Source organism: Betaproteobacteria bacterium, from assembly GCA_016720925.1.
In the GTDB taxonomy this organism is placed as follows: Bacteria; Pseudomonadota; Gammaproteobacteria; order Burkholderiales; family Usitatibacteraceae; genus UKL13-2.
This window is the reverse complement of record JADKJR010000004.1, coordinates 346140-358406: the sequence shown is the minus strand read 5'-3', so window position 1 is coordinate 358406 and position 12267 is coordinate 346140. Positions and strand designations below refer to the sequence as shown.

The 12267-nt window shown below is 57.9% G+C and carries 9 protein-coding genes and 1 pseudogene; all 10 read right to left on the bottom strand.

Annotated features, from left to right (window positions below; translation table 11 throughout):
• Window positions 1-12: 12 nt before the first annotated feature.
• The 10 genes and pseudogenes from IPP88_07880 to IPP88_07835 all read right to left on the bottom strand — a co-directional run bounded on the left by IPP88_07880 (window position 13) and on the right by IPP88_07835 (window position 12013).
• A complete protein-coding gene (locus IPP88_07880) occupies window positions 13-2637 on the bottom strand; it encodes a serine/threonine protein kinase (protein ID MBL0122644.1) in 2625 nt (874 codons plus the stop codon).
• A gap of 99 nt (window positions 2638-2736) precedes the next feature.
• Window positions 2737-3288: a sigma-70 family RNA polymerase sigma factor gene (locus tag IPP88_07875; protein MBL0122643.1), complete on the bottom strand. Its 552-nt coding sequence runs from the start codon at window positions 3286-3288 to the stop codon at window positions 2737-2739.
• Window positions 3289-3676: 388 nt separating this feature from the next.
• On the bottom strand, window positions 3677-5491 hold the full coding sequence (locus tag IPP88_07870; protein MBL0122642.1) for an acyl-CoA dehydrogenase: 1815 nt from the start codon (window positions 5489-5491) through the stop codon (window positions 3677-3679).
• A gap of 34 nt (window positions 5492-5525) precedes the next feature.
• Window positions 5526-6458, bottom strand: coding sequence for an electron transfer flavoprotein subunit alpha/FixB family protein (locus IPP88_07865; GenBank protein ID MBL0122641.1), 933 nt, complete (start codon window positions 6456-6458; stop codon window positions 5526-5528).
• Window positions 6459-7208: an electron transfer flavoprotein subunit beta/FixA family protein gene (locus tag IPP88_07860; GenBank protein MBL0122640.1), complete on the bottom strand. Its 750-nt coding sequence runs from the start codon at window positions 7206-7208 to the stop codon at window positions 6459-6461.
• A gap of 183 nt (window positions 7209-7391) precedes the next feature.
• Window positions 7392-8311 (bottom strand): annotated as a pseudogene (locus IPP88_07855) (branched-chain amino acid ABC transporter permease).
• Window positions 8311-9198, bottom strand: coding sequence for a branched-chain amino acid ABC transporter permease (locus IPP88_07850; protein ID MBL0122639.1), 888 nt, complete (start codon window positions 9196-9198; stop codon window positions 8311-8313). The pseudogene IPP88_07855 and the gene IPP88_07850 overlap by 1 nt, the downstream one beginning before the upstream one ends.
• Window positions 9199-9267: 69 nt before the next feature.
• Window positions 9268-10497: an ABC transporter substrate-binding protein gene (locus IPP88_07845; protein ID MBL0122638.1), complete on the bottom strand. Its 1230-nt coding sequence runs from the start codon at window positions 10495-10497 to the stop codon at window positions 9268-9270.
• 47 nt (window positions 10498-10544) lie between these two features.
• The gene (locus IPP88_07840) at window positions 10545-11255 is read right to left on the bottom strand and encodes an ABC transporter ATP-binding protein (GenBank protein MBL0122637.1); all 711 of its coding nucleotides are present in this window, start codon (window positions 11253-11255) and stop codon (window positions 10545-10547) included.
• The gene (locus IPP88_07835) at window positions 11252-12013 is read right to left on the bottom strand and encodes an ABC transporter ATP-binding protein (GenBank protein ID MBL0122636.1); all 762 of its coding nucleotides are present in this window, start codon (window positions 12011-12013) and stop codon (window positions 11252-11254) included. Before IPP88_07835 ends, IPP88_07840 begins: the two co-directional genes overlap by 4 nt.
• Window positions 12014-12267 lie beyond the last annotated feature (254 nt).

Genomic DNA, 12267 nt, shown 5'->3' with positions numbered 1-12267 from the left:
TCGTATCCGGGCTTAAGCACCCCCCAGTCGCGCGATCATGGCATCGCAGTTCCTGATTTCGGTGCTTATTTCTCCAACCAGCCGCAACGCACTTTGCGCATCCACCTTGCGATCCACCAATTCCTGCCGGAATGCACGTGCCAATACAAATTGTTCACGCGCCTCTTTGAGGTACGCCAGGCGGCGTGACACCGCGAGCGCGGTATTCTTCGCCAACTCGACGCGGGCAAGGCCGATGTATGATCGCGCCACGGCAATATTGGCGCGCGCATGCATTCCGTCGCCGGCTTCGGCAGACAGGTGCGCATGTACCGCGATCGCATCGCGCGCGAGATCGATGGCCTGTTCAAATCGGTGGCGCGTGTATTCGATCTGGCTCGACACGGCGAGCACCCGGATTTGCATGACCGTGTAACCCACGTTTCCCGGTTCACCCACCAGCAATCGCTTGACCGCTTCCCGCGCCTTCGCAATATTGTTACCGGCGGCATCCAGATTGCCGAATTCGTGCAGGGTTGAGGCGAGATTGCTGTAAGCCTTTACCAATGCCTGCAGATGCGAAGAATTGGTCGCATCGTCGCGCATCAGCGCTTCCGACGTGGCGATCGACTTTTCCATCAGCGCGATGGCGCGCGGCAGGTCGTCCTTCTTTCCGTTTATTTCAATGCCTATCGATGCGCGTGCATAGGCGCCCGCAAGATTTGCCCGGGAAAGCATATCTCCCGGGTTGTCGCGTATAAGCGTTTCCAGGATTTCAATTGCCCGCTGGTGTACTGCCACCGCAGTACTCGCGTCGGATTTGACCACATCAAGCGTCCAACCGTATGCCGCCAGCGTGGCGCCAAGATTTCGCCGATCGGCGACCTCGGCTCCTGGCAGGCGCACAATTTTCTCGGCGATAGCCACTGCCTTTTCGGTTTCGGCCAGGGCGGCAGAATCGCCCGCATCGGTGAGCAGGCGCGCGTTGAGCAATCCCAGCACGCGCTGCTCTCGCAAAATTGGAATACTGTCCGGCTGGCGCGCGCCGATAGACTCCAGAATGGCGCGCGCACGTTCGACACTCTGTTTCGCGCTTGCCGTTTCGCCCACATACGAGCTATAGACATCGCCCTTTATCTCCGCAAGCTTTCGGTATGCGCCCGCCACTTCCAGCGCGAGCGCCGGGTCGTCGCGGCTCTCGCCTGCGAGGCTGTCCAGATACTTGAGTGCGGTGCTGACCAGCACCTGGCGCGCCTTGAGCGATCCTGCGAGATTCTCGATTTCGCTGTGGACATCGAACACAAATGAGTTCGCAAGCTTGCGCACACTGGCGAAGTGCTTCTCTGCCCGCGCCTTCTCCGCCACCGCCACCCGCCGCTCGCGCTCCACCATCACCACGCCAATCGCCGTCGTCAGCAAGACTGCCGCCGCGGCGGCGACGGGCAGCTTGTAGCGCGCCGCAAAGCGCCCGGCAAGGTAGCGCCAGTTCCCTTCGCGTGCTTTCACCGGGCGGTGGTCGAGGTGGCGCTGGATGTCCGCGTCGAATTGGTCCACCGAGGCGTAGCGATCAGCCGGGTTCTTGCGCATGGCCTTGAGGATGATGGCGTCCAGATCGCCGGCGATCTGCCGCGAGAGCAGCTTTGCCGTGGTGAGTTTGCGTTCGATCGCCGCGTCGCTTGTCATTGCCAGTGATGCCAGTGACGAGGGCACGGCGATCTCCTCCCCCAGCAGCGCGGCTTCCTTGAAGGCCCGGCCTTCGCGTACCGCGCGATACGGTGACAGGCCGGTGACCAGTTCGTGCAGGATCACGCCGAGTGCGTAGACGTCGGTGCCGGTGCTGATGACGCCATCGGCTACCTGTTCGGGCGCGGCGTAGCGCAGGGTCATTATCCGCCCGCCCATCTGCGTGAGGTCGGCCGCCGCATTTTCTTCGTCGCCGTCGTCGATCAGCTTGGCGATGCCAAAATCCAGTAACTTCACCTGCCCGCTTTGGTCGATGAGGATGTTGGCCGGTTTGAGGTCGCGGTGGACGACGAGGTGGTGATGCGCATGCGCGACGGCGGCGAGTATCTGCTGGAACAGTTTCAGGCGCTCCGTGATCGGCAATTTGCCTTTTTTGGCAAACTCGATGAGCGAATCACCTTCGATGCATTCCAGCGCCAGATAGGGTTGTCCGCGGCTGCCTTCTTCGTCGCTGACGCCGGCATCGAATAATTTTGCGATATTCGGATGCGTGAGTTTGGCCAGGATGTCGCGTTCGCGGCGCAGGCGTTCGCGCCAGACGTCGCTATGCAGGTAAACCGTCGGTAGTTTGAGCGCGACTTCGCGCTCGATCCGGCCATCCGCCTGATTGGCCAGCCACACTTCACCCATGCCGCCACGCCCGAGTACACGTACCAGGCTGAACGGGCCGACCCGTTGGCCGGCGGTAAACGCGCTCGACGTTGGCGGGGATGATGCAAGCCTTGGCACCGTCTCCAGTTCCTGCGAGCGCTCGGCGCGGTCGTGCGCAGCCAGCATTTTTCTGACGAGCGGTGAGAGTTGCGGGTGGGTTTGGTCGAGATTCTGCAGCCACGCCGCGCGCGCGACATCGTCCATGTCGAGCGCATCGGTCAGGAGCGGATCGATCTGGCGCCAGAGTTCAGGGGAAATGTTCATTTTTTGGCTAGCTTTGCTGACGCGGGCCGCTGGCAACCTGTCCAAAACACAATCCGCTACTTCGGTAAACGGCTTCGGGCCGGAAAACCCGCCATGCGCTCAGTCTTCAATCATTGTCAGCAGGAGCGCGCGCGCTTTGGTCCACTCGCGCTGTACGGTGCGCTCGGACATACCCAGCGCTTCGGCAATTTCGACGGCCGACATGCCGCCAAAGAAACGCATTTCGACCAGCCGCGCCAACGCCGGGTCCAGCTTGGCGAGGTCATCCATGGCGGTATTGACCGCTTCCACATCAACCGCTGCGCCGATACCCTCCTGTATCGCGGTATCCAGTGTGACGAGATCAAAATCCCCGCCACGGCGCAATGCGCGCTCCTCACGAATCGTATCGATGATGATGCTGCGCAGCGTGCGCGACGCGTAGGCCAGGAATTGCAGGCGGTTCGAAAACTGCCGGTCCGGCCCGGTCGCGAGCTTCATGTAGCTATCATGCACCAGCGCGGTAGTCTGCATGGAACCGCCAAGCCCGCTGCGATTCAGCCGGGCATGCGCGATTTTCTTGAGCTCGGGATACCAGGCACGAAAGGCTTCGTCCAGGGCTGCGGTGTGTTCCTGCTCGATTTTCTGAAAGGCGACGGCAAGGTCGGTCATTGTGTGGCAAATGGAAGTGGATGTCGGTGACAATGGCGGATCTGGACCTATTCTCACACAGCTTTTCTTGCGGGAAAGAAAACGATTGGCAAACCCCCCCCGGGGTGGGTGTGTTTTTTTCTTTTTTGTTGGGGGGCGGCGGGGGGGGCGGTTGTTTGGTGCGTGGGAGTGGATGTCGTCGGCGGACAAGGGCGGGTCCGGCCTTCTCCCCACCCTTTTTTTTTGGGGGGAAAAAAAGGTTGGAAAGGAACCGCAAATAGAAAGAGGCCAACGCCACGGCGACGGCCCCCTCCAAAATGCGATATCAAGACTCAAGTATTGGTGCGGCTTCCCAGCCGACAATCGTTGGAAATCCTTACCAGTCTTGGAGTTTCACGCTTGCGTGCCGTCAGAAATACGCTTCTTCCATCTGCAGCACCGAATCCGCCCCCGTGGTAATCGCGTCCGCGAATCCCACTGACAAGGTAATGATGTGATCACCGTAGAAGCGCGTGGTGAGGATCTTGGCTTTCAGGAAATCGGTATCGCCTCCACCCGCCGCCAGTTGTTGGGACGCGACCAGCGCAGCACGCGCCATCAACCAGCCGCCGCATACGGTACCGGCAAGCTTCAGGTAATGCACGGCGCCTGCCTGCACGGCGCCCTGACTGGCGCCCCACATGGTGACGATCCATTCGGTTGCGCGCTTGAGTTCGTTGATGCCTGACGTCAGCGCCGTGCGGTATGCCTTCAGGTTGACGTCGTTGGAGGCGTCGAGTAACGGCAATATTTTCTGCATTTCACTGATGAGGGCGAGCATCGTCTGGCCGCTTTCGCGCCCGACTTTGCGTCCGACCAGATCGTTGGCCTGGATGCCGGTGGTGCCTTCGTAGATCGCGGAGATACGCGCGTCGCGGTAATACTGCGCGGCGCCGGTTTCTTCGATATAGCCCATGCCGCCGTGCACCTGCACGCCGAGCGACGTCACTTCGATGCCCATTTCCGTGCTCCAGCCCTTGACGATAGGAATCATCAAATCGACCAGCGACTGGTGCATGCGCTTTTCGGTTTCGTTGGTGGAGCGCTCCGCGATATCGAGGCAGCTTGCGGTCCAGTAAATCAGGGCGCGCATCGCTTCCGTATAGGCGCGCATCGTCAGCAGCATGCGTTTCACGTCCGGGTGATAAATGATCGGCACTGACTTCGGTTTTTCGCCATAGGACGCGGGAACCGGCACTACCGGCCGTCCCTGCACGCGTTCGCGCGCCCATGTCGTCGCGAGCTGGTAGGCGCGTTCGGAAATCGACACGCCTTCAAGGCCGACGCCGAGGCGCGCGGCATTCATCATCACGAACATGTATTCAAGGCCGCGGTTGGGCTCGCCCATCACATAGCCGGTCGCGCCGCCCTCCTCGCCGAACAGCATCACGCAGGTCGGGCTGCCATGGATGCCGAGCTTGTGTTCGATGGATGCGCATTTCACGTCGTTGCGTGCGCCGAGCGAGCCATCCGCGTTGACCATGAACTTCGGCACCACAAAGAGCGAAATACCTTTCACGCCCTCAGGCGCGCCGTCGATACGCGCCAGCACCAGGTGAATAATATTCTCGGTGTAATCGTGCTCGCCATAGGTGATAAAAATCTTCTGGCCGGAAATCTTGTAGGTGCCATCGGCCTGCGGGGTCGCCTTGCTGCGGACCTGCGCAAGATCAGAACCCGCCTGCGGCTCGGTGAGATTCATGGTGCCGGTCCACTCACCCGCCACCATTTTCGGCAGGAACATGTCTTTCAATGCCTGCGATCCGTTCGACACAAACGCCTCGACCGCGCCGCCAGTCAGCAGCGGACAAAGCTTGAAGGCCATGTTGGCGCTGCCCAGCATCTCGGCCACCGGCGTCGAAATGCTGTGTGGCAATCCTTGACCGCCAAATTCGGTTGGCCCCGCGAGAAGGCTCCATCCGCCTTCAACGTATTTGGCGTACGCCTCCTTGAATCCCTTCGCCGTGGTGACGACGCCGTCGTGCCACGTCGCCCCCTCCACATCGCCTGACCGATTGATCGGCGAGAGCACGTTGCCGGAAAATTTTCCCGCCTCATCGAAAATGGCATCGGCGAGGTCATCGGTCACATCCTCACAACCGGGCAACTTGCCAATTTTCTCAAGGCCAACCACGTGTTTCAGGACGAAGGAAATATCTTTCAGGGGGGCGATATATTCGGACATGGAAAATCTCTCAAGGTGACAACATCATTCTGGTTCAAAGGGCTTTGGTTAACTCAGGCACGATCGTGAACAAATCGCCCACCAGGCCGTAATCCGCGACCTGGAAAATCGGCGCATCCGCATCCTTGTTGATGGCGACGATCACTTTGCTGTCTTTCATTCCTGCCAGATGCTGGATCGCGCCGGAAATGCCGACAGCGAAATAAAGGTCAGGTGCCACGATCTTTCCGGTCTGGCCGACCTGGTAATCGTTTGGCACGAAGCCCGCATCGACGGCTGCACGCGATGCGCCCAGCGCGGCATTGAGTTTGTCGGCCAACGGCTCAAGTATGGCGCGGAATTTATCGCCATCGCCCATGCCGCGGCCACCCGCGACAATGCGTTTGGCGGCGGCCAGTTCCGGCCGATCCGATTTCGTGAGCTCCTGGCCGACGAAGCGCGACGTACCGGCATCCGCCCCAGCGGCAATGTTTTCAATCGACGCGTTGCCACCTGTCGCCGCGACGCCGTCGAATCCCGTGGAACGCACCGTGATCACCTTGATCGCGTCGCCCGATTTAACCGTCGCGAATGCACTGCCCGCGTAAATGGGCCGGACGAACGTATCAGCAGATTCCACGGCGACAATGTCGGAAATCTGTGCGACATCCAGTAGTGCGGCCACGCGGGGCAATACGTTCTTGCCGCTTGCTGTCGCCGGGGCCAGAACATGTGAATAGCTCCTGGCGAGGCCGACGATGAGCGGCGCCAGATTTTCCGGCAGCGCGCCTGCATAGTGTGCGGCGTCGGCGACGAGTACCTTGGCGACACCAGTGACCGCCGCGGCCGCGGCGGCGGCAGCAGTGCACCCGCTGCCCGCGACCAGGACGTGAATATCTCCACCGATTTTCTGCGCGGCGGCAACGGTGTTCGTAAAGCCCGGCTTGAGATGCGTGCCGTCGTGGTCGGCAATGACGAGTAATGACATTCAGATCACCTTTGCTTCGTTTTTGAGTTTGTCCACCAGTGCCGCGACGTCCGGCACTATCACGCCGCCTTTGCGCTTCGGTGGCTCGACCACTTTCAGCGTCGTCAGGCGCGGCGCGATATCAACGCCAAGCGCTTCCGGCGTCATGGTGTCAAGCGGCTTCTTCTTTGCCTTCATGATGTTCGGCAGCGTCGCGTAGCGCGGTGTGTTCAAGCGCAAATCAGCGGTGATGATCGCGGGCAACTTGATCGATACGGTCTCAAGGCCGCCGTCGATTTCACGAAGGACTTGTACCTCGCCACCGCTGACTGTCACCTTGGAGGCAAACGTTCCCTGCGGCCAATTCAGCAATGCCGCCAGCATCTGGCCGGTCTGGTTGGAGTCATCATCAATCGCCTGTTTGCCGAGGAGCACCATTTGCGGCGCTTCCTTGTCACAAATGGCCTTCAGAAGCTTCGCGACGGCCAGCGGTTGAACCTCTGCCGACGTCTCAATCAGTATGGCGCGGTCCGCTCCCATCGCCAGCGCGGTACGCAGCGTTTCCTGACATTGGGTGACGCCAATGGAAACCGCAATGATCTCAGTGGCGACACCGGCTTCCCTGAGTTTCAGAGCCTCCTCGACGGCAATTTCGTCGAAGGGATTCATGGACATTTTGACATTGGCAATATCGACACCGGTCTGGTCGGCCTTGACGCGGACTTTTACGTTGTAGTCGACAACACGCTTTACGGGAACGAGTATTTTCATGCGGCTTTCGCTCTTGAGAGAAGGGAATTCAGAAATTAAAACGAGCGTTTGAATTATAGACGAGAACCGACCGGCCAAATTCACTCACGTGTATTTTTCAAGCAAACAAGACATAGGTCAAAAACGCAGGCCGTGTGCGTTTGCGGGCGGCGCACAAGCAAAACTCGCGCGGGCAATCGGGCGCTACTTGCGCAGGAACCGGTGCTCGATCTCGCCCACGATGCCGCGGCGAAACGCCAGCACGCACACTACGAAGGTGGCCCCCATGATGATGGTCACCCAGGAGCCGAAACCGGAAAGATAATTCTCCATCGCGATGATGGTCGATGCCCCGACCACCGGGCCGAGAATCGTGCCCATTCCACCGAGCAAAGTCATCAGCACGACTTCACCGGACATTTGCCAAGTTACATCCGTCAAAGTGGCCAGACCCAAGGCAAGGGACTTGGTGGCACCAGCCAAGCCTGCGAGCGCGGCAGAGAGGATGAATACCACCAGCTTGTACTTGTCAACGTCATAGCCCAGCGACAGTGCCCGCGGCTCATTTTCACGAATCGATTTCAGCACCTGGCCGAACGGGGAATGGATCACGCGGTTAATCAGCCAGAACGCACCGACGAAAATCGCCAGCACAAAAAAATACATGACCGTGTCGTTATGCAGATCGATGATTCCCAGCAGCTTGCCGCGGGGAATACTCTGAATGCCATCTTCGGCATATGTGAACGGCGCCTGTACGCAAACGAAATAGATCATCTGCGACAAGGCCAGCGTAACCATCGCAAAGTAGATTCCCTGACGTCGTACCGCCAGCCATCCCACGACCAGACCGATCAGCGCCGCCGATCCGGTACCAAACAAAATGGCTACTTCCGGTGTCCAGCCCCAAATCTTGGCGGAATGCCCGCAGGCATAGGCAGCGAACCCGAAAAACATGGCGTGCCCGAAAGAAGTAGCCCGGTGAAGCCGATCAGCAGATTGAAGGCGCAGGCAAAGAGCGCAAAGCACAGGCACTTCATCAGAAACAACGGGTAGCCGACAAAAGGCGCAATGCAGGCGGCCACCAACAGCACCAGATAAAGAACGGCGGTCTTGTTTTTCATTACTTCTCCCGCCCGAACAATCCTGCGGGACGAATCAACAATACTATCGCCATGATCACGAATACCACGGTGTTCGACGCCTCGGGGTAAAACACTTTGGTCAATCCTTCGATCAGCCCAAGGGCAAGACCCGTAATGATGGAACCAAGAATTGATCCCATGCCGCCAATCACAACCACGGCAAAGACGACGATGATGATGCCCGATCCCATCGTCGGGTTAACCAGGTAGACCGGTGCGGCCATTACGCCGGCCAGCCCCGCAAGGCCCACACCGAAGGCATACGTCAGCGTCACCATCAGCGGCACATTGATCCCGAATGATTGCACCAGTTTCGGGTTTTCTGTTCCGGCACGCAGATACGCGCCAAGCCGGGTTTTTTCAATGACATACCAGGTCGCGAGGCAAACGACAATGGACATCACGACCACCCACGCGCGATACTTGGGCAGGAACATGAATCCTAGGTCAAACGCGCCTCTGAATATCTCAGGTAGCTCATAGGGCTGGCCGGACGAACCATAGTTGTGCCGGAAGATGCCTTCCATGATGAGTGCGAGGCCAAACGTCAGCAGCAAGCCGTAAAGGTGATCGAGTTGATACAGCCAGCGCAGCATGGTTTTTTCGATAATGACGCCAATGATGGCGACACCAATGGGCGCCAATATAAGCGCGAACCAGTAGTTAAGGCCTGCGTAGCTAAGCAGCATCCAGGAGAAGAACGCGCCCACCATGTACAGCGCGCCGTGGGCGAAATTGACGACATTCAGCATGCCGAAGATAACCGCCAGCCCCAGCGACAGCAGTGCATAGAAGCAGCCGTTGACCAGCCCAATGGTGAGCTGGCCCATCAAAGCTTGAATGGGAACGCCAAAAATTTCGGTCATGAATTCATTGTGGGCCGGCGGCGCGAAAAATTATTCCACGCAGCCGGCCGATCAGTTAAAAGTGAATCTTTAGCTCTTTTTCATGAACTGCGGGCACTTCGAGTTTTCAAGCGACTGGAAAGCCTCCTCGCCCTTCACGGTACCCATCAGCTTGTAGTAGTCCCATGGCCCCTTCGACTCCGACGGCTTCTTCACCAGGTACAAATGCATGTCGTGAACCATTCGGCCATCCGGGCGTAGCTTGCCATTTTTCGCAAATACGTCGTTGATCGGCGTGTCCTGCATCTTTTTCATGACGGCGGCCGTATCGTCGCTACCTGCGGCTTGCACCGCCTTCAGGTAATGCGCGGTCGAGGAATAAACACCTACCTGATTCATGTTGGGTTTCTTGCCATTGTTCCGCGCTTCAAAGCGCTTCGCAAACGCGCGATTCTCGTCGTTCATGTCCCAGTACCAGGCTTCGGTCAGATACAAGCCCTGGGCAGTATTCAGGCCAAGGGCGTGCACATCCGTGACCAGCATCAGCAGCGCGGCCAGATTCTGATTCTTGGTGATGCCAAACTCGGCCGCCGCCTTGATGCTGTTCACCGTGTCACCACCGGCATTTGCCAGACCGACGACCTTGGCCTTGGACGCTTGTGCCTGCAACAGGAACGATGAGAAATCGGTCGCATTTAGCGGATGCCGCACCGCGCCGTTCACCTTGCCGCCATTTGCCTTCACTACATCGCCAGTGTCCTTTTCAAGCGAGTGGCCGAACGCATAGTCAGCGGTCAGGAAGAACCAGCTATCGCCACCGGCCTTGACCACTGCCTTGCCAACCACATTTGCCAGCGCGATCGTGTCATACACCCAATGAACCGTGGTGCCGGGTTGGCAAGCGTCATTGGTCAGCCGAGACGAGGCCGCGCCGGTGACAATCGTGATCTTGTTTTTTTCCTTGCCGAGCGCGGTCACTGCAAGTGCCACGCCTGAATTCAGGTTTTCAACCGTCATATCGACTTTATCGCGGTCAAACCATTGCTGCGTGAGGTTCTTTGCGACGTCAGGCTTGTTCTGGTGATCTGCGCTGACTACTTCGATCGTCTTGCCAAACATCTTTCCACCGAAATCCTCGACCGCCATCTTGGCCGCAAGCACGGCACCGGGACCTCCGAAATCGGCATATACACCCGACATGTCGGTCAATACGCCGATCTTGAGCGCGTCGTCAGATAGCTTTCCCTGTTGTGCGAATACCGTTCCCGCGCCAAACACGCATGCAGCCGACACAAATGTAGCCAATATTTTGCGTTTCATGTTGTTACCTCCTCGTTATGATCAAAACGGTCGTAATGACCGCGAACCTATACTCCCAAATACTCGTGCAGCATGCCGGTCTTTGCCGCCAACTCATGCTTTTCAACGACTGCAGCGATCTTTCCGTGTTCCATGACGTAGTGCCGGTCCGCCAATGGCGCGGCGAATCGAAAATTCTGTTCAACCATGATGATGGTGAGGCCTTTTGCCTTGAGTTCGCGGATCACACGCCCCAACGTTTGCACGATTACCGGCGCAAGTCCTTCCGTAATTTCATCCAGCAGCAGGATTTTCGCACCCGTGCGAAGTATGCGCGCCATCGCCAGCATCTGTTGCTCTCCTCCCGATAGCCGGGTGCCCTGGCTGTTACGGCGCTCCCTGAGATTCGGAAACATGGTGTAGATTTCGTCGATCGACATACCGCCCTCTCCGATCTGCGGCGGCAGGAGCAAGTTTTCTTCACAGCTCAAGCTGGAAAAAATACCCCGCTCCTCCGGGCAGTAGCCGAGGCCAAGCCGGGCAATCTTGTGCGTAGGTAATTGAATTACCTCTTGTCCGGCAATCCTGATGGAACCCGTACGCCTGCCAGTCAGTCCGAGCATTGCTTTCAGGGTCGTCGTTCTGCCTGCGCCATTGCGGCCCAGCAGCGTGACCAATTCGCCGCGGTGGATGTTGAAATCGACGCCGTGGAGGATATGTGACTCGCCATAATAGGCGTGCAAGCCGGCGACACTCAGCACCGCGTCACTCACATTCATGCGGTTTCCTCGACCGTGCCGACATATGCTTCGAGCACCTTGGGGTCCCTCGAGACCGTATCGTACGGCCCTTCCGCCAGTACGCTTCCGCGTGCCAGCACCGTTATTTTGTCGCAGAGATTTGATACCACGCTCATGTTGTGTTCGACCATCAGCACCGTTCGATTGGCCGCAACCTTTCGAATCAATTCCACAACGCGACTAACGTCCTCGTGCCCCATGCCCTGGGTGGGCTCGTCGAGCAGCATCAATTCAGGATCCAGCGCAAGCGTCGTGGCAATCTCAAGTGCGCGCTTTCGGCCATAGGGCAACAATACCGTCTCGGTATCGGCGAATGTCGACAGATCGACCGACTCCAGCAACTCCATCGCGCGCGCGTTAAGTATGTGCAAAGTTGATTCTGATTTCCAGAAATGGAAACTCGTTCCCAATTTTCGCTGCAGCGCCACGCGCACATTTTCGAGCACGGTCAGGTGGGGAAACACCGCTGAGATCTGGAACGATCGGACCATTCCGCGTCTTGCGATCTGCACCGGTTTTTCAGCCGTAATGTCGTGGCCGTTATACAGAATCTGCCCGGAAGTCACCGGCAGAAACTTCGTCAAAAGATTGAATACCGTGGTTTTGCCCGCTCCATTGGGGCCAATCAATGCATGAATCGAGCCGCGCCGAACGCTCAAATTCACGCGATCAACCGCAATGAATCCCTTGAATTCCTTGGTCAGTTCCCGCGTTTCGAGAATAATGTCCTGGCTCATTTATTGAAAGAGAATCCGTGTGCGGTGATTAAATTCATTACCTGTTGAATTCTAGCATCGAAAACAATCGCGCCGATCGAAAGCAAAACGCCCCAACCAGGGGCGCTCTTTCACCGCTTGATTCGATATTTTCCAAGTTGAATTTATACGCCTTATTCACAATTCTCGCTAGATTGCGCGCGCGACGATGAATTTCAATTGCTCAAACATTTCTTTAGGTAATCAAACGGAAGCCATGAGTGATTCGTGTCCAC

Excerpts from the sequence above, each read along its gene's own strand:
- IPP88_07880 (MBL0122644.1), bottom strand. The coding sequence starts at position 2,637 with ATGAACATTTCCCCTGAACTCTGGCGCCAGATCGATCCGCTCCTGACC.
- IPP88_07875 (MBL0122643.1), bottom strand. The coding sequence starts at position 3,288 with ATGACCGACCTTGCCGTCGCCTTTCAGAAAATCGAGCAGGAACACACC.
- IPP88_07870 (MBL0122642.1), bottom strand. The coding sequence starts at position 5,491 with ATGTCCGAATATATCGCCCCCCTGAAAGATATTTCCTTCGTCCTGAAA.
- IPP88_07865 (MBL0122641.1), bottom strand. The coding sequence starts at position 6,458 with ATGTCATTACTCGTCATTGCCGACCACGACGGCACGCATCTCAAGCCG.
- IPP88_07860 (MBL0122640.1), bottom strand. The coding sequence starts at position 7,208 with ATGAAAATACTCGTTCCCGTAAAGCGTGTTGTCGACTACAACGTAAAA.
- IPP88_07850 (MBL0122639.1), bottom strand. The coding sequence starts at position 9,198 with ATGACCGAAATTTTTGGCGTTCCCATTCAAGCTTTGATGGGCCAGCTC.
- IPP88_07845 (MBL0122638.1), bottom strand. The coding sequence starts at position 10,497 with ATGAAACGCAAAATATTGGCTACATTTGTGTCGGCTGCATGCGTGTTT.
- IPP88_07840 (MBL0122637.1), bottom strand. The coding sequence starts at position 11,255 with ATGAATGTGAGTGACGCGGTGCTGAGTGTCGCCGGCTTGCACGCCTAT.
- IPP88_07835 (MBL0122636.1), bottom strand. The coding sequence starts at position 12,013 with ATGAGCCAGGACATTATTCTCGAAACGCGGGAACTGACCAAGGAATTC.